The organism is Elongatibacter sediminis (assembly GCF_037892215.1).
In the GTDB taxonomy this organism is placed as follows: Bacteria; Pseudomonadota; Gammaproteobacteria; order Xanthomonadales; family SZUA-36; genus Elongatibacter; species Elongatibacter sediminis.
This window is the reverse complement of record NZ_JAZHOG010000001.1, coordinates 525,276-541,688: the sequence shown is the minus strand read 5'-3', so window position 1 is coordinate 541,688 and position 16,413 is coordinate 525,276. Positions and strand designations below refer to the sequence as shown.

Sequence of the window (16,413 nt, the reverse complement as noted above, 5' to 3'; positions counted from 1 at the left end):
GGTATCAGGTGTCCGGGGTGGAGCCGAAGGCCGCCGTGGGCACGAAGTCGAGGTCGTCGGCTTCCATGATGTCATCGATGTGCCCGGTGATCGTGGCGGACCCGGTATCGAGGACCAGAATGCGGTTGAGCCGGGGCAGGGTGACGAACAGCCGGCCGCCGGTGGCATCCAGGGCCATGCCCAGGGGGTTGGACGGCAGCGGAATTTCCCGGACTACTTTCCGCTCGCCGATCGAAAATACGGCGAGGTCGGCGGATGCCGAGCGTGCGATCCAGATCACATCGAGCCGCTCGTCCACGGCCAGGGCGATGGGAAAGGCGCCACCGGTGGGCCAACATCCGTCCACCTCGGCGGATTCCACATCAATACGGCACAGCGTCCTGGCGAACCCGTTCGCCACCCAACCGGTGTTTTCATCGGCAGAGGCTGCCAGGGCTTCAGCGCCCGCGCCGGTGTTCAGAGGGGTGATCGACGCGTCGTCAAGATGGACCAGGTAGGCCTCGCCCGTCTCGGGGTTGCTGGCCAGCAAGCGGTTCTTGCGAGCCAGATACAGGACCTTGTGGACACCCGGCCCGGTATGCAGGCGGCGAAGCACTTCGCCGGTATCCGGTGCCAGTTCGACGATGTCTCCGCTGTCTTCGCAGGTCAGCCAGGCCCGGTCGCCCTGGGCGGTCATCGTAATGCCATGAGGTCTTTCGCACGGCGCCCGGTATTCACGGGTGGCTGCCTGCGACATCAGGTCGCCAACGATGTAACCGGTGCTTTCCGATTCGGACCAGCGCATCTGGTCCGGGCGAATGGGTTCGGAATGAGGCACCGGGAATACTCCGTGCGAGGGTATCAGGTACCTGCGGCCATCCTCGGTGATGGCCACTTCATGCGGTCCCGAGCCGGCGGGTCGGCGCTCGAGCACGTTCAGGGTGCGTGGGTCGATGACGACGAGTTCATGGGCCGAGCGCGATACCGCCAGCAGTCGCGGGCCAACGGGAAGAAAATCCCCGGCTGCCACCAATCTGATCTGCGCATCCCCGTCCCGGGAAGCCGAGTAAACGAGTTGCCCGGAAGCGTGAAATCGGGGCATGAGTTCGCTGCCGGTGGCGTTCAGCCGGGACAGGGGCACGGGAGTCGACCAGCCGTCCGGCAAGCGGCGGCTCAGGTACAGGTCGCCCGATACGCTGCGGTTCGTGAACCGGTGGGACGCTTCGAACAGCAGGCTGTCTCCGGTGGGAGAAATATCCAGATTCCACTCGCCGCCGGGGCTGTTGACCGGCGGGCCCAGGTTCGTGACATCCCACGTTCCCCGGCCAGAATCGACGGCACGATACAGGTCACCCAGGCCCTGCCCGCCGGGGCGGTCCGATGCGAAATACAACTCAGCTGAAAGTGTGATCACGGGACTGAACTCGCGGGCTGGCGAGTTGACCGGCTCCGGAACGCGTGAGGGTGGACTCCAGGAATCGGCCGATCGGTGGGCGCACCAGATATCGGCATCGCCCGGGTGCGGATCCGCCGGGTCGGGCCGGTCGGACACGAAGCACACGCGAGTGAAGTCGGAACGAAAGTACGGATCGCTTTCGTTGTGTTCGGGACTGGCCCACGGGGGTGGCTCGATGCGTCCGTCCGGACGCAAAACGAGAATGGACTCCGCTCCGTTTTCCCCGAATGCCGCTGAGCTCCGCGCGAAGTAGTATCCGTCCGGCCCGCGGACCACCCCGTACTCCGGCAGGGGAGAGTTGAGGGCGTCGAGGGGAATCGACTCGGCTTGCAGCAGCGATGCCTGAACGAGAAGCGCCAGTGCGATGCCCGGACGCATCGGATTTCGCTGAGTGGGTGCGTGCATCACGAGCCTCCTGCGGGTGTGCCGATACTGATTCGATCGCGCATCGCTCCGGGAGTTTGAACGCTCTGGCGCGCCCGGTGCACGTTCCATCGCAGGGAGCGGAGTTCGAGTCGTGTGCGAGCGAACTCCCCGCAGCTTCGCCCGAAAGGCGTACTGGCCGCCCGGCCGGGTTTCAGGGGATACGGCTCCAGTAAATGCTGTGCACCCGGATGCGCGCGGCCGGGCCTTTGTCGTCGAACTCGAACTCCCAGGGCTCGCGTTCCTCGTCATCATCCGTCAGCCGGACGAAGCGATTGTCTGCCACGTGCTTCAACCGGGTGAGAGCTCCGTTCAGGTCGTCGGTGGGCAGGTTGACGAGCACCAGATGACCGCCGCGTTGGCGTACCGCGATTTCTCCACCCCAAGGATAGACTTCGTAATTGCCCTCGAACGCGGAAAAGTCGGGCGGCGTTTCCTCAGTCGGACTCCGTGCCTTGCCGAGGGCAATACGGTAGGTCTTGAGCAGGTTGTGCGCGACGTTCTTCGCCGGCCCGTCGCCGGCATTGGTCAGGGCGATGGCCGCGATCCGATCCTTTGGCACCATCGCGAAATGCGTGATGTAACCCGGGCAAGCTCCACCGTGTTCCACCACGGTCATGTCGTCCACCCGTTCGACCCGAAAGCCCAGCCCCCAGGTGGTTTTCCAGTCCGGATTCACCCAGTGCACCCGGTGCATTTCGCGCAGCGTATTCGGATCGAGCACCGAGGCGGCCGGTTCCGCGGCCGCGCGGTCGAGCAGAGCGAATTGCCAACTGGCGAATTTTGCGAGGTCCGAGACCGATGACGTGAATCCCGCCGCCGGCGTGATGCCACGGGTGAAGAATGGCGGAACCTCGCTGCGTTCACCGCTGCGGTCCATGCCGGAATACCCGATGGCGAGCGCTTCGCCGCGCAGCTCTTCGGGGTAGTAGGGCCGCGTGTCATCCAGTCCGAGCGGTTCGAGGATTCGCGCCTGAACGTAGTCCGCGAACGGTTCGCCCGTGAGGGTCGCGACCACTTCCCCCGCCAGCGTGAGCGCCAGGTTGGAATACTGGAAAACCGTATCGGCCGGGTAGAGCGTGTGCTGGTCGCGCAGGCGATCCATCACGGCGTCCCGGGTTGGAAACGGAAACTCCGGTCCGACCCAGTAGGGAAAGTCGGACTCGCGCGGCAGGCCGGAAGAATGGGTCAGCAGGCTTCGGACGGTAATGGGTCCGCCTTCCGAATGTGACTGTTCGATATCGAACCAGTCGAGGTGCTCGCTGACAGGGTCGCGCAATGTCAGGCGCTCGGCATCACGCAATTGCATCACTGCGATGGAAGTGAACAGTTTGCTGATGCTGCAGATGCTGTACAGGGTGCTGGCATCCGCCGGGCGTCCCGATTCCCGGTTGGAGACTCCATAGCCCCGGTTCCAGACCAGGTCGTCGCCTCGTACCAGGCCGACCGACATGCCTGGTACCTGCTCGTACCGCTGCACGCCCTCGAGCCAGGCGTCCATGACTTCGAGGGTTCCGGCCATTGTTGGGTGGGCATGGAGGGCCGTGTTGCCGATGGGTTCGTCGTCTGCGTGGACGGCGGCGCACCCGGTGATGGCGGCCGTCAGCAGGATCAGGTTCGAACGCTTGCTCATTGCGTGCATGACGCACTCCTGGCAAGGATGTGAGAGTACAGATTACCCATTTGAAAGAATTGCCGCACCATTGGGCAGGCTGAAGTGCGCTTTTCGTTGCGTGAACTTCAGTTATGGTAGGTTGTTCTGCGGCCATCAATCGGGTCAACCGGACCGATTCCAGATCCACCCCAAAGGAGGTGTCATGACGTTCTTCAACTCTGTCCGTACCGTGTGCGCGTTGCTGGCCCTGGGTCTTGCCCAGGTGGCGAACGTCTCCCTCGCCGACGAGATGAGCGGCGACCGGGTTCCGACCGAACGCGGTGATCTCATCATCCATCCGGTCAATCACGGTACCCTGGCCATGGCCTGGAACGGCCATACGATCTACGTGGATCCGGTGGGCGGAGGTGAGCGGTTCACGGACCTGCCGGCACCGGACCTCATCCTGGTGACGGACATCCATGGTGATCATCTCGATGCCGACACCTTGCAGGCGGTCGCCACCGCTGAGACCCGCCTCGTGGCGCCGGCCGCGGTGATCGAAAAGCTGCCCGCGGACCTTCAGGAGGCCGCCACGGTACTGGCGAACGGTGAAACGACGATGCTGCTGGACCTGACCGTCGAGGCCGTGCCGATGTACAACCTGACCGAAGAACGGCTGAAGTATCACGCCAGGGGCCGGGGCAATGGCTACATCGTCACGCTGGGTGGCGTGCGGGTCTACCTGAGCGGTGATACGGAAGATATCCCTGAAATGCGCGCCCTGAGCGACATCGACGTGGCATTCGTGTGTTTCAACCTGCCGTATACGATGACCGAAGCGCAGGCGGCCAGCGCGGTACGCGCTTTCCGGCCGGAAGTGGTGTACCCGTACCATTTCCGCGGCAGCGACGTCGAGGCCTTCGCCGAACAGGTCGGTGACGCCAGCGAAGTGCGGATCAGGGACTGGTACTGACCGTGGCGGAGATTTCCATGATGCTTTGCCTGCCGTATTCCGGTTCGTGTATCGCCTGGGTCCGGGCCGTGTTGGCGCCTGCCGTCCTGTTGGCTGGCCTTGCGGCCGCGACCGATGTCAGCGCTGACTCGGCTGCGGAAGCGGGAGGCCGGAACCTGGCTCCCCGGGAAGTCGGTGCCCAGTTGATGGCGCGGATGGCGCTGCAGCCGGGCGAGCAGGTACTCATCATTGCGCAGCCCGGGCGGTGGAATGCGCTGGTGGAGCGGCTGGGCGTGGAAATCGCGGCCGCGGACGCCGATGCTCTCGGCGTGATTCAGGTGGGTGAAGCTCCGGCTCCGGCGGGCTGGTCGACCGCGTTTACGAACGCCCTGGCGGGTCTTTCGGACCAGGAACGGGTTGCCGCTCTGTCGGGAGTGGACATCGCGGTGATGTTGCCCGGCGCCCGGGCTCACCCCGCATACGCCGCCCTGCAGGAGGTGTTGCGGAGCGGGCAGGGACGCACGGTGCATTTTCACTGGGAAGGTGCCTATGAGCTGAATGGCTCGATCAAGCCCGTGGATGCCGGGGTGGATCGGCTGTACCTGGATGCGCTGCTGGAAACGGACTACCCGGAACTGGCCAGCCGGCAGCGCGAGTTCGAGGCCGCCATGCGCGGCGGCGAAACCCGCGTGACCACGCCCTCCGGCACCGACCTGCGCTTTCGCATCGGCGATCGGCCGGTGACCCGGCAGGACGGCAATGCGAGCGCGGCTCGCGCCCAGGCCGCCCGCAATCTGATCGACCGTGAAGTGGAATTGCCGGCCGGTGTGGTCCGCGTTGCACCGCTCGAGACCACGGTCAATGGCACAATCGCGTTTCCTCCCACGGTGTGGGGCGGTGTGGAAGTGCGGGGTCTCGTTCTGACGATTCAATCCGGACGGGTCATCGACGTGCAGGCCGACAGCGGCCGGGAAGCCGTGCTGGAGGAACTGGATGCCGCCGGTCCTGCCGGCCGCGCCTTTCGGGAATTCGCGCTGGGCCTGAACCCGAAGTTGGCGATTCCCGCCCAGGGCGAACCGTGGATTCCGTATTACGGTTACGGGGCCGGTGTCGTGCGGCTATCGCTGGGCGACAACACCGAGTTGGGTGGAGCAGTGGGGGGCGGCTACGTCCGCTGGAATTTTTTCACCCATGCCACCGTACGAACCGAAGGCGATGTCTGGGTTCGGGATGGCGTGCTGGTGCGACCGTAAAACGGCGGCCTCCGGGCGGTATTCGCGTTAATCGATATCGATGATGATCTTGCCCTGGGCCCGGCCGGTTTCCGAATAGGCGATGGCCTCGGCCACCCGATCCAGCGGGTAGTGACGGTCGATCGACGGCCGCACTGCCCCCGACCGCATCAGGTCCGCCAGTGTTTCGAGATCTGCCGCGTTGAGGCTGGCGAGCATGCTGCGGACTTCCTGCGGAACAAACGGCTGCTGGATCAGGGCGGCGACAGGCTGTGTCAGCGGTCCGATCCAGTCTCCGTCGCCTGCGCTGCCGACCAGTATCAGTCGGCCGTCGTCTTCGAGGACGCCGCGGTTGGCGGAGATCGAGTGGTTGCCGACCATGTCGATAATGACGTCGTAAGGTTCGTCGCCCCGCGTGTAGTCCGCATGGCGGTAGTCGATCACGTGGTTCGCCCCCAGTCCCAGGACCCGCTCCACATTGCGCGTACTGCACACGCCGGTCACTTCCGCACCGAATGCGCGGGCAATCTGGACCGCGAAGGAGCCCACGCCCCCGGAGGCGCCGTTGATCAGTACACGGTCGCCGGGAACCACTTCGCCGTGATCGCGCACCGCCTGCAGTGCGGTCACCGCGGCGATGGGTGCGGCGGCCGCCTCGGCGAATGAAACGTTGGTCGGCATTTTGGCGATGGCCCGGTCTTCGGGGATGACGAGGTATTCGCCGAAGGCGCCCGAACGCCCGCCGAATACGGAATCGCCGGGTTTGAACCGGGTGACCCCGGCCCCCACGGCTTCGACAACGCCGGCGAAATCCACGCCCAGCTTCGGGTCCGCAGGTGCTCCGATGCCGGCGCCCAGGGGCCGCATGATGTAGGGCTTGCCGCGCAGGTAGTGCCAGTCCAGCGGATTCACCGCCGCGGCGCGGACCCGGACCAGCACTTCCCCGTCCGCGGGTTCCGGTTTGGCGATCACCGCGTGCTGCAGAACTTCCGGCCCCCCGTAGCAGGTATACCGAACGGCGCGCATGGTGCGACTGTCGTTTTGCGCCATCGCCACGTTCGTGCAGTCCGCGTCGTGGCTGATGTAGGCCGCGAGAATTACGATCCCGATCACGATGGCGCCCAGAAAGCCCAGGCTCAGTTTGTAGCGCAGTTTCATCTTCAGGCCCCTGGCGAGGGCGGCAGACGCATCTTGCGTGCCGCTGTCGGAGTGCATTATGACGACTGCCTCTACTGTGCAAATGACCCGAAAGTCACGGACCTTTCTTTCAGATTCAAGGATTTGTCGACGGTGGCCAGCCGCCCATTCGGACTTCGCGCCATCGAAACGCCTGAGCGGTGTTCCTCCACGCCGACTTGACACCGGGTTCGATTCAAGGCAAATAGAAGGACAAGGCGGGTCCGTACGGCGCCGACAATCGTTACCGAGTACGGTGTCCGGGCGTGCCGCAAGGAATCATCGATGTAAGTTGGGGGTAGATGCTTATGATCGATCGCGGGATGCGTGACCGGGTTGTCAGGGTTCGAAACCTGCAGGAGTATTTTCACACGTCGATCACTGATGTTGCCGCACGGCAACACGTTGAAATCGATCCTCATGCCGCACACTATGTCGTCAATCTGCTGACGATATTCTCGCGTTCCAACGAGCTTTACGAAGAGCATGCCGAACAGTACGGCCTGCGTCCATTGGCCCTGATGCTGGCCGAGGCAGCCAATACCGACCGCATCGATCACCGCAATCACCTGTTGCAGCGCATCGGCGACGTGGCCCTGTTCATCTCGGGATTCTTCGCCGACGGACTGGCTGGCAAGGCGGTGGATGTCGATTACTACATCTACATGGGTGGTAACGCATACGATTCACTGTCCGAGGAGATTCGTGGCACGTTTCGGGGCAAGGCGTTCGCGCCGGTTTACCGGGAGCTTGCCGCCAAGTTCCAGGTTCTGGTCGATGTGTTGAACGAAATCTCGGACGAGGCGAGGCGCAGTTCCGACGTTGATTTGCTGCGCACTTACGAGATCTGGCTGAAGACCGGTAGCCGCAGGGCCGAGGCGCTGCTGCGCCAGTGCGGTGTCGAACCCGTCAACGGGCCGGCAGACCAGCGGCACTGAGCGATGATCGAGCGTCTGCAACAACAACTCCACGACATTTACCAGACCGGCCCCGGTTACGACATTCGCGAATTTCTGGTCACCGATGCCCGCGTCGCACAGGCGCTCAGTGGCGGCAATACACTGACCCGGAGCGGTGAAACCCTGCTGTTGCAGGAGGACGAGGAGGGGGTCGCGGTCTCGCTTTATCTCGATGACCGCATACTCGACCGGCTCGACGGTGATGATCCCGCGGCCGCGCTGCGATCCGGGCTGCTCGACGATCTGTGCAAGGTCATCGAGGGGCTGAGTCATTTCAACTACGTGGCCTGGCGTGCCAGCCACGACCAGACTCTGTCACTGCTGGAACTCGAGTTGCAGGCGGAGATCGACAAATACGTCAGTACCATGTACTTCGCTCTCGACGAGCAGGACACGGACATGCTGCATGGACTGCACGGCCAGCTATTCGAAAACGTGCAGTTCCACGCCCACCTTTCAGGCGAGCAGCGCGAGCGTTACCGCGCGGCGAGTGAGTACGCGGCCCGGTTCTGCCAGGGTTTGAAACCGCGCCTGGTGCGGGCCGGCCGGAAAACCCGGTCCGAGCTGCGGCGCTTTTTCCGCATGCCACTGACGGACAAGATCAGCCACATTCATTCGAGCGCCTGGGCGGAGTCCTGATCAGGCACGGCCCGGCGCAAGGCATCCAGTAGTGCCGGGAGCAACTGATCGCATTGACGTGCGAGGAAGGCCGCATCGGGTGTGGGCCTCGCCAGTTCGCCGCGCAACGGGGTGTCCACGGCGCGGGCCAGGTCGCCGAGATCCGGAAATCCATAGCTGCCGGCCGTGCCGGCCAGCCGGTGCGCTTCGTCTTGAATGCCGTGGACTGCGTCCAGGTCTTCCGAATTACGTTTGAACCGGGTCCAAAGCCGGTTCAGTGTCCCATGCCGGTCAGCCAGACTGGCCAAATACCGATCATGGAGTTCCTCCATCGTGGACTTCAAACTGCCTGGCGGTGGGCGGTTAGCCACGGACGTTTTCGTCCCAGATCGCCCGTACCTGATCCGCCAGGGTCATCGGGTCGAAGGGTTTGCGCACGACGCCGATGGCGCCGAGACTCCGGAGGTGCTCGATTTCGGAAGTTTGTCCCTTGGCCGTAATGAAAATCACCGGAATGCCCGCCGTACGCGAATCACTCTGGAGCGTGGCCAGTGTTTGCGGTCCGTCGACACCCGGCATCATTACGTCGAGCAGAATCAGATCGGGTGTGATGTGTTCGACGGCGGCGAGCAGGGCAGTGCCTGAATCGCAGATCTCCACGGTCAGTCCCCCGACTCGTTCCAGGGCGATGCGGGCAATGTTCTGGATGTCCGGATCATCCTCGGCATACAGGACGGTTTGCAGGGATTTGCTCATTTCGTGTCGCCTGTATCCTGCAGGGCGGGCAGGTCGATGTAGAAGGACGTGCCCCGGCCCTCTTCGCTTTCAAAGCTGATGCTTCCGCCGTGAAGATCAATGATGGCTTTGGCGATGCTCAAACCCAGGCCGGTTCCCTGGGTGGCGCGTGAGTCGGTGGTGTCCGCCTGGGAGAAGCGCTTGAATACGTCGGGTTGGAACGAGAGCGGAATACCACGGCCCTTGTCGCGCACGGTAATGCGCCAATGTCCGTGGCGGTCGGCAACGGTGACGCTGACGGTTTCACCGGCCGGCGAGTGCTTGATCGCATTGGATACGATATTGGTGATCGATTGTGCGAGTTTGTCAGTGTCGCCCAGCGTTCGGACCGGTTCATCCGGGACGGAAAGTTCGGCGGTGACATCGTGGCGGCGCAGGAAACCGGACAATTCCTGAAGCGAAGTCTGCGCGATTTCACCGAGGTCGACGGGGGAGAATTCAAGGTTCGCCACCCCCGACTGGATTCGCTCGAGGTCGAGCATTTCGTTGATCAAGCGAACCAGTCGTTCACTGCTGGAGTAGGCGATTTCAAGCATGTTCTGGATTTCGTCCCCGGGCGGTCCGAATGTGCCGCCTTTGATCAATCCTATGGAACCCATGATGGAGGTCAGCGGGGTTCTGAGTTCGTGGCTCACCGTGGCGATGAACTCGTCTTTCATGCGATCGATCTCCTTGCGGGTGGTGATGTCGCGCACGACGCCGTTGAACATCCGTTCACCTTTGAATTCCGTGGTGCCGATGGCCAGTCCAACCGAAAAGGTCGTGCCATCGCTGCGCTGACCCTCTACTTCCTGGCGTATGTCGGTTTCCCCCGGATCGCCTTCCGTCAGAAATTGCCGCAACTGCTCCGACAGGCGGGTGGCGTCGTTCGGGGTCAACAGGCAGGTGAATTTACCGCCGATGATTTCCGCGGCGTCGAATCCGAACATGCGTTCGGCGGCGGGGTTGAAAGAGCGCACGGTACCCGTCTCATCAATCACGATGATGCCTTCGGAGACCGATTCCAGTATCTGGCTGGTGTAGCGCCTTTGATCCTCGAGTTCGGCCAGGGTCTCGGTCAATTTGACCTGGTTCAGTTCATCGGCGACGCAGTTGGCGAGATCCCTGAGCCGTTCCTGCTGTACTTGCGACATGATCCGGGGCTCGGTGTCCAGCACGCACAGGGTGCCGATGCGCGAACCGTTCTTCGCCGACAACGGCGCGCCGGCGTAAAAACGAATGCCCAGGGGGCCGGTCACCAGGGGGTTGTCGGCGAAGCGATCGTCATTCAACGCGTCCGGAATATGAAAAACGGTGCCTTCCAGGATCGCATGGCCGCAGAACGAAATATCGCGAGGCGTTTCCGTGGCATCCAGCCCCTGTCGGGATTTGAACCACTGCCGCTCGGCATCGACCAGGCTGATGATGGCGATGGGTACGTCGAACAAGGCCCGCGCAACGCGGGTAAGTCGGTCGAATCGTTCCTCGGGTGCCGTATCCAGGATGTCAAGGTCGCACAGAGCCTGCAGGCGTTCGGACTCGTTGGCCGGCATGGGTGGAGCTTTCATGAACGTTCCTCGATGTCGTGTCGTCGGGGTCAGGGCACTGAACGAAATCAATCTACCACAGGCCGCAGACGCTGGATCACGAAGTCCGGAGTTGACTTGCAGCAGGTCAGGATTGCCATTCATCCGGAATGATAAGATGACATTGACCTTCAACCGTCCGCGCCGGGCTGCGGACGAATGGATTCTCACGCAGGAACCGACCAGGAGATGGCAGATCGCGTATGTCTGAAAGGGCCAACCTCGTAATTGCCGAAGACGATGAGTTTGTCCGGGATTTGCTTGCGGCCACGCTCGAGGATGCGGGTTTCCACGTCACCCACGCTGGCACCGGCCGTGAACTGCTGACGATACTCGACAATGGATCCTGTGACCTCGTGCTGCTCGATCTCGGGCTTCCGGATGAAGACGGCCTGGTGCTGATGCGTCAGATTCGTGCCCGATCTTCGATTCCCATCGTCGTTCTGACCGCGCGTCGTGAACGAGACGCTCGCCTGAGCGCCCTGGAATTGGGGGCGGATGATTATCTGACCAAACCCTGCGATCCGCGGGAGCTCTCGCTGCGGGTGAAAAATCTCCTGCGGCGCAGTAGTTCTGCGTCTGGTCGGGTGCAACGGCCCAGCGCAGCCCGTAATCTGGAGTTCGAAGGTTGGAGGCTGGATCTGGATGCTCGCGCGCTGTACGATCAGACCGGGTGCGAGGTGCACCTGCCACGGTCGGAATTCAACCTGCTCGCCGCCATGGTGATCGCACCCAACCGGGTCTTGAGCCGGGCACAACTGCTGGATGCGATCGCGCAGCACGATTCATCACCATCCGAGCGCATGGTCGATGTGTTGGTCGCGCGCTTGCGCCGGAAGATCGAAGCGGATCCGAAACAGCCCCGCTTGATTCAAACGGTGGTCGGTGTCGGCTATAAATTCAGCGCGAAGCAGGCCGTGTGAACGTGCCAAAAAGCCGGGCCCCCAAAGCGCAAATAGTGAAGGAGCAGGGGACCCGGTTTTAATGCAGGTGACGGTCAGGAGTTAATTACCATCCCCAGGGTTTTCTCACTTCGCCCAGGTCGATCGGATCTCCCGCCCAGTTGACGAGGCCATCGCGGCCCCGTACCTGGTTGTCGGGCCATGGGACACTTGAAATGCAGGTTTGCAGGCCCTTCATGCGAGAACGGCTTGCCCGGGTGTTTTTCAGCTTCCTTTCTTTTCGAAACATTTTCCTTCCCCTTATTGGTGTGGTTATCGTGTGACGGTATCGTCTGGCCACACGATGGAACAGAGCTTAGGGCAGCGGGATTGCGTCCGAATCAACGGCGTATTAACAGGATATGAATGAATGCTTCGGCCTGGCCGGGGCGGGTGACCGGGGCGATGGCTGGCTCGTTGCGGCCCCGCGCCCGCGTGGCGATCGGTGGAACTTGTTATGCTCCGGTTTTCGACCCTATACCAGGAGTATCTCTTGCACATCGAACACTCCCGATTGGGCGGCATGTTCTGTTTTGCCGCCCTGACGCTGCTCCCGGCTTGCATGGCTTCGGCAGTCCCGGCGCCGGAAGAGCCGGCGGCATGGACCCTGGACGCCGCACCCGGCAGTTCCGCGCCCAACCTGGCACGGGGGCCCGACGGGACGCTGGTCTTGAGCTGGCTGGAAACCGAAGGCCGCTCGGCCGAACTTCGTTTCTCAACCCTGGAGCCGGAAGGGTGGGGGCCGCCACGCACGGTCGCCGGCGGGGACGACTGGTTCGTCAACTGGGCGGATTTTCCGTCGGTGGTGCCCATATCGGAAAATCTGTGGGCGGCGCACTGGCTGCAACTCAGTGCCGGTGGTATGTATACCTACGACGTCGCCATCGCCTTGTCCCGGGACGGCGGTGAGACCTGGGACGCGCCCGTTACCCCGCATCGTGATGGCACGGCCAGCGAGCATGGCTTCGTCAGCCTGTTTCCGTGGCACGGCGGAGTCGGCGCCGTATGGCTGGACGGACGCCGGACGGTGAGCGAAGAGGAACGAGGCGAGGACGGCAAGCTCAATGGCATGACGCTGCGCTCCGCGGTGCTATCACCGGCGGGCGATCTCGGTCATCAGGCGGAAATCGACGGCCTGGTCTGCGACTGCTGCCAGACGGATGTCGCCATCCCCCGGTCGGGACCGGTTGTGGTTTACCGGGATCGCACCGAGGCCGAGATTCGTGACATCCAGGTCGCCCTCACGGACGGTGGCCGCTGGCTGGACGGTCACCCGGTGGCGGAAGACGGTTGGGAAATCGCCGGTTGCCCGGTGAACGGACCGGCGCTCGCCGCACGGGAGGATACCGTTGCGGTCGCCTGGTTCACGATGGCCGCGAATGTGCCACGGGTGCGTTATGCCCGCTCGATGGACGGGGGGCGGAGTTTCGAACCGCCGGTCGATCTGGCAACGGACTCACCCGAAGGCCGGGTCGGCGTGGTATTGCTGGACGACGGCGGTGCGGTGGTGAGCTGGCTGGACAATCCGGACGGGAAGGGCGGTGAACTGGTTCTCCGCCACATCTCGGCCGACGGAACGCCGGGCCGCCGCCGGGTCATCGCCCGTACCGAGGTGACCCGTCCGGCCGGCTTTCCGCAGTTGGCCGTGAGTGGGGAGCAGCTGATCGCGGCATGGACGGACAGCTCGGGCGACAAGCCGCGGGTTCGAACCGCGCGCGTATCGCTGACGGCCCTTCGATCCGGGGAGGTGGCCGGCACCGGCGCCGGACACTGATTCGCCGGAGCGGGATCAGGGTTTGCGGTGATCCGCGACGATGGCTCCCTGTTTGAGCACCAGGTCGACGTTCAGCAGTGCCGAGCTGTCGGTCAGCGGGTTGCCGTCGAGCAGAACGAGGTCGGCCAGTTTGCCGGCTTCGACGGTGCCGATTTCATCCTGCCGGCCCAGGGCCGCGGCGGCATTCCCGGTCATGATGGTGACGATGTCGGTGGGTGAGAAGACCATTTCCAGAGAGCGGATTTCGTGCGCCAGCAAGTGCCGGTGATCGCGTTCCGGAGTCACGCCGTAGCGGGTGTCGGTGCCGAACGCGAGATCCGTGCCGGCATTCCACAACAGGCGGGCGTTAACGGCGCCTTCGCCGGCGTGGTAAAGCCGCTCCCAGGGAAACGGCGTGCCGTCGCGAAACAGGGGTTGGTTGTCGGGCGCGAAGAACGGGACGAATACGCCCAGGGTGGTCATCATCGGGATGCCGGATTCGGCGATCAGGTGCAGGTCCGCCTCGTTGAGTTCGCCGTCCACCGGCGTGTGGACCAGGCTTGCCACGCCGGCTTCGACCGCGGCCACGGTATCCATCACGGTCACCGCGTGGGTTACCACCGGCAGTCCAAGGCGCTTGCCTTCACGAACGATGAGTTTCAGGGTTTCCTTCTCCGGGCCGCCGGGGGATACCATGAGAACGGTTTTGATCGCATCGACACCGGCATCGCTGTATTTCTTCAGCGTGGCGAGAGTTGCCGCATCCGGGATGGGTTCGGCCTGGGTGCGCGGGGCCCAGGATGATTCGGCACGAGCGGGGTCGACCGTCGGGCGTGGACCCGTGGGCTGGGCCAGTGGCATGAACCCGGTGGTGAGCAGGCGCGGGCCGTTGACGCTGCCGTCCGCCAGTTGTTGGCGTAACTGCAGGATGCGTTCCAGCGGGTCGCCGCAGGACAGTACGGTGGTGAATCCGGCATCCAGCAGACTCTGCATCTGGACGGCGGCGGCTTCGTCACTCCACTGTGACGGATCACCGGGAACGATATGACGATGGCCATCGATGAAGCCCGGCATCAGCGTGCGGCCGCCGGCGTCGATGCGCTGGTCACCCGTCGCGTCTCCATCGTTGACGGATTGAATTCTGCCGTCGGCGACCAGCACCGAGCCGTTTTCGATCACCCGGCCGGTGCCGGTAACGATACGGGCGTTATGAATGACCAGGGTGCCGGGCGTTCCGGTTTCGGCGATGGCGGGCTGGCCCCAGGCCGACGCCACGAGGAATCCGATCAGTCCGAACAGGTACGAAAGGTCTCGCATGACGTGTCACCTCGATTCGTTGTCTACAGTCTGCGTCCAAGGTCTCAGTCCGGGTGCCCGGGTGCAATCCCGTCACCGCACACAAGCGCTCCGAAGCGCGCCGGACCCGGGCTTGGCACCTGGGTCGGAGTCGACGCAGACAGTTTCTGGGTTGGCCGCTGACATGGCCCCTGAAGGCAGAGCATTGAAGCGGTTTGCCCGCTAGAATAGCGCACTCTTCGCCGGATCCAGCTGAGGGACCATGCCATCCGACATCACGGCTGACTGCCACTGCATCATCGGCCATCCGCAACAGGCTCGCCTGCTCACGGTTCGGCAAACGCAGACCTGGTCTCTGCCCACGGTCCGGGTACCCGCGATGCAGTATGACTACCACGCGGCGGCGATCGCCCGTGAACTGTATGACCGTTTTCGTCTGAACACGCGGGTGTTGCGCCTGGTGTATCGTCAGGGCCGCCGCATCTGGCTGGAAATGGAGCACTTGCCCACCCGGGCCACGCCGACGGCGTCCACGGCCTGGATGGACCGGGCGGAGCTCGAACACGCCTTCTCGGGCCGGCCCGAGCTTGCCGGGCCGTGTCTGGACTGGCTGGATTCCCGTGCGAACCCTGCCACACCAGGCGAGCTGCGGCCCTGGCAGCAGCCGGGCTGGTTCGAACACGCGGAGCGCTGGATCGAACGCCAATTGCATCGTCACAAGCTGGTCAGGCGCGCGCCGGTGGTTCAATACCGGGCGGGCTGGGATCGCTCGTGCCTGCTCGCGGTGTTGACCGATGCGGGCTGGTGTTACTTCAAGGCGGCCTCGCCACGCGCCCCGCGCGAGGCGGAGTTGGTTCCGGCGCTGTCGGCGCTCTGCCCGGGGGTTGTGGATGCCCCGCTCGCCGTGGAACCGGATCGGAACTGGATGCTGAGCCGCGATTTTCTGCAGGACGGCGAACTGCTCCGGGAACCGGACCGGCTGCCCGAGTGTGCCGCGGCGCTGGCGCGTCTGCAGGCAGCGGCGATGGACGATGAGGATCGCTGGCGGGCGCTGGGGTGCCCGCGACTCGGGGCGGCGGAATTGGTCGATTACTTCGCGGCGCCGGAACGTCTGACCGGCGTTCTGGAGCAGGCCGGGCTGGCGTTGAGCGGGCCGGAGCGGGATGCGCTGCCACTCCGGTGCGCTCACATCGTCCGCGAGGCGGAGCGACTGGCGGAGCAGCGCCTGACCCACAGCCTGGTGCATACCGATTTCCGCAACGACAATCTGGTTCTGAAACCCTCGGGTCCGCGCATCATCGATTGGTCCGAAGCGGTCGTGGCCGAGCCGCATTTCGCGCTGGCGCGGATACTGATCGATCACGAAAATTCGTGCCGGCAGGCCCGGCCCCAGGCGGGTGTGATGCGAATTCCGGCGTCGCTGATGGAGCGCATCAGGTCGGCGTTTGACAGCGCACTTCCATCCGCGGTCCGCCCGTCCGATCCGCAGCCGGTGTGGGAAGCAGTGAACGCCCTGGCTCAGCCCTGGTCCATTGTGCTGGCAGCCCGGCGCCTCGAAGCCGCGGCAGAGCAGCCGTCGTTCGAGTCGAGCCAGATTCCGGCCCAGATACTTGCCCGGCTGCGCTGGATGCTGGCACGCGGAGCGCCGGATTCGGCGGGAGCACGATGACA

General features: G+C 63.8%; 14 protein-coding genes. 7 read left to right on the top strand and 7 right to left on the bottom strand.

Translation table 11 applies throughout. The annotated features are described in order from the left end of the window. Positions 1-4: 4 nt before the first annotated feature. Together V3330_RS02110 and V3330_RS02105 are read right to left on the bottom strand one after the other, a co-directional pair. Positions 5-1,840, bottom strand: a complete 1,836-nt coding sequence (locus tag V3330_RS02110) for a hypothetical protein (RefSeq protein WP_354693727.1) — start codon at positions 1,838-1,840, stop codon at positions 5-7. Positions 1,841-2,012: 172 nt separating this feature from the next. Next, a complete protein-coding gene (locus V3330_RS02105; protein ID WP_354693726.1) occupies positions 2,013-3,500 on the bottom strand; it encodes a serine hydrolase in 1,488 nt (495 codons plus the stop codon). A 175-nt stretch (positions 3,501-3,675) separates the two neighbouring features. On the opposite strand from V3330_RS02105, the gene V3330_RS02100 reads away from it, so the two are divergent. Both V3330_RS02100 and V3330_RS02095 read left to right on the top strand, forming a co-directional pair. Continuing rightward, positions 3,676-4,428: an MBL fold metallo-hydrolase gene (locus V3330_RS02100; RefSeq protein WP_354693725.1), complete on the top strand. Its 753-nt coding sequence runs from the start codon at positions 3,676-3,678 to the stop codon at positions 4,426-4,428. 17 nt (positions 4,429-4,445) lie between these two features. Beyond that, a complete protein-coding gene (locus V3330_RS02095; RefSeq protein ID WP_354693724.1) occupies positions 4,446-5,660 on the top strand; it encodes an aminopeptidase in 1,215 nt (404 codons plus the stop codon). Positions 5,661-5,687: 27 nt separating this feature from the next. Here the strand turns inward: V3330_RS02095 and V3330_RS02090 are convergent, their stop codons facing one another. Continuing rightward, positions 5,688-6,797, bottom strand: a complete 1,110-nt coding sequence (locus tag V3330_RS02090) for an NAD(P)-dependent alcohol dehydrogenase (protein ID WP_354693723.1) — start codon at positions 6,795-6,797, stop codon at positions 5,688-5,690. A gap of 326 nt (positions 6,798-7,123) precedes the next feature. Here V3330_RS02090 and V3330_RS02085 point away from each other — a divergent pair, with 326 nt between their 5' ends. Next, the gene (locus V3330_RS02085; RefSeq protein WP_354693722.1) at positions 7,124-7,753 is read left to right on the top strand and encodes a hypothetical protein; all 630 of its coding nucleotides are present in this window, start codon (positions 7,124-7,126) and stop codon (positions 7,751-7,753) included. Positions 7,754-7,756: 3 nt separating this feature from the next. After that, the gene (locus V3330_RS02080; protein WP_354693721.1) at positions 7,757-8,413 is read left to right on the top strand and encodes a hypothetical protein; all 657 of its coding nucleotides are present in this window, start codon (positions 7,757-7,759) and stop codon (positions 8,411-8,413) included. On the opposite strand, the gene V3330_RS02075 is transcribed toward V3330_RS02080, so the two are convergent. From V3330_RS02075 to V3330_RS02065, 3 genes are read right to left on the bottom strand one after another with little or no spacing between them, the layout of a single operon-like run. Then, positions 8,386-8,763 (bottom strand): Hpt domain-containing protein, encoded by a 378-nt coding sequence (locus V3330_RS02075; protein WP_354693720.1) that lies wholly within the window; start codon positions 8,761-8,763, stop codon positions 8,386-8,388. The genes V3330_RS02080 and V3330_RS02075 overlap by 28 nt on opposite strands. Beyond that, positions 8,756-9,148: a response regulator gene (locus V3330_RS02070; RefSeq protein ID WP_354693719.1), complete on the bottom strand. Its 393-nt coding sequence runs from the start codon at positions 9,146-9,148 to the stop codon at positions 8,756-8,758. The genes V3330_RS02075 and V3330_RS02070 overlap by 8 nt, the downstream gene beginning before the upstream one ends. Beyond that, a complete protein-coding gene (locus V3330_RS02065; RefSeq protein ID WP_354693718.1) occupies positions 9,145-10,734 on the bottom strand; it encodes a GAF domain-containing sensor histidine kinase in 1,590 nt (529 codons plus the stop codon). Before V3330_RS02065 ends, V3330_RS02070 begins: the two co-directional genes overlap by 4 nt. A 221-nt stretch (positions 10,735-10,955) precedes the next feature. On the opposite strand from V3330_RS02065, the gene V3330_RS02060 reads away from it, so the two are divergent. Both V3330_RS02060 and V3330_RS02055 read left to right on the top strand, forming a co-directional pair. Then, positions 10,956-11,675 (top strand): response regulator transcription factor, encoded by a 720-nt coding sequence (locus tag V3330_RS02060; RefSeq protein WP_354693717.1) that lies wholly within the window; start codon positions 10,956-10,958, stop codon positions 11,673-11,675. Positions 11,676-12,186: 511 nt separating this feature from the next. Next, positions 12,187-13,467 carry a sialidase family protein gene (locus tag V3330_RS02055; protein ID WP_354693716.1) on the top strand — a complete coding sequence of 427 codons (1,281 nt, stop codon included), beginning with the start codon at positions 12,187-12,189 and terminating at the stop codon, positions 13,465-13,467. A 15-nt stretch (positions 13,468-13,482) separates the two neighbouring features. Here V3330_RS02055 and V3330_RS02050 read toward each other — a convergent pair whose 3' ends face one another. Further along, positions 13,483-14,763 (bottom strand): amidohydrolase family protein, encoded by a 1,281-nt coding sequence (locus tag V3330_RS02050; RefSeq protein ID WP_354693715.1) that lies wholly within the window; start codon positions 14,761-14,763, stop codon positions 13,483-13,485. Positions 14,764-15,004: 241 nt separating this feature from the next. Between V3330_RS02050 and V3330_RS02045 the strand changes: the two genes are divergently transcribed. Beyond that, entirely contained in the window at positions 15,005-16,411 is a 1,407-nt protein-coding gene (locus V3330_RS02045) for a phosphotransferase family protein (protein WP_354693714.1), read from the top strand. Positions 16,412-16,413 lie beyond the last annotated feature (2 nt).

Excerpts from the sequence above, each read along its gene's own strand:
- V3330_RS02095 (WP_354693724.1), top strand. The coding sequence starts at position 4,446 with ATGATGCTTTGCCTGCCGTATTCCGGTTCGTGTATCGCCTGGGTCCGG.
- V3330_RS02065 (WP_354693718.1), bottom strand. The coding sequence starts at position 10,734 with ATGAAAGCTCCACCCATGCCGGCCAACGAGTCCGAACGCCTGCAGGCT.
- V3330_RS02070 (WP_354693719.1), bottom strand. The coding sequence starts at position 9,148 with ATGAGCAAATCCCTGCAAACCGTCCTGTATGCCGAGGATGATCCGGAC.
- V3330_RS02045 (WP_354693714.1), top strand. The coding sequence starts at position 15,005 with ATGCCATCCGACATCACGGCTGACTGCCACTGCATCATCGGCCATCCG.
- V3330_RS02080 (WP_354693721.1), top strand. The coding sequence starts at position 7,757 with ATGATCGAGCGTCTGCAACAACAACTCCACGACATTTACCAGACCGGC.
- V3330_RS02085 (WP_354693722.1), top strand. The coding sequence starts at position 7,124 with ATGATCGATCGCGGGATGCGTGACCGGGTTGTCAGGGTTCGAAACCTG.
- V3330_RS02090 (WP_354693723.1), bottom strand. The coding sequence starts at position 6,797 with ATGAAACTGCGCTACAAACTGAGCCTGGGCTTTCTGGGCGCCATCGTG.
- V3330_RS02100 (WP_354693725.1), top strand. The coding sequence starts at position 3,676 with ATGACGTTCTTCAACTCTGTCCGTACCGTGTGCGCGTTGCTGGCCCTG.
- V3330_RS02060 (WP_354693717.1), top strand. The coding sequence starts at position 10,956 with ATGTCTGAAAGGGCCAACCTCGTAATTGCCGAAGACGATGAGTTTGTC.
- V3330_RS02105 (WP_354693726.1), bottom strand. The coding sequence starts at position 3,500 with ATGCACGCAATGAGCAAGCGTTCGAACCTGATCCTGCTGACGGCCGCC.
- V3330_RS02110 (WP_354693727.1), bottom strand. The coding sequence starts at position 1,840 with ATGCACGCACCCACTCAGCGAAATCCGATGCGTCCGGGCATCGCACTG.
- V3330_RS02050 (WP_354693715.1), bottom strand. The coding sequence starts at position 14,763 with ATGCGAGACCTTTCGTACCTGTTCGGACTGATCGGATTCCTCGTGGCG.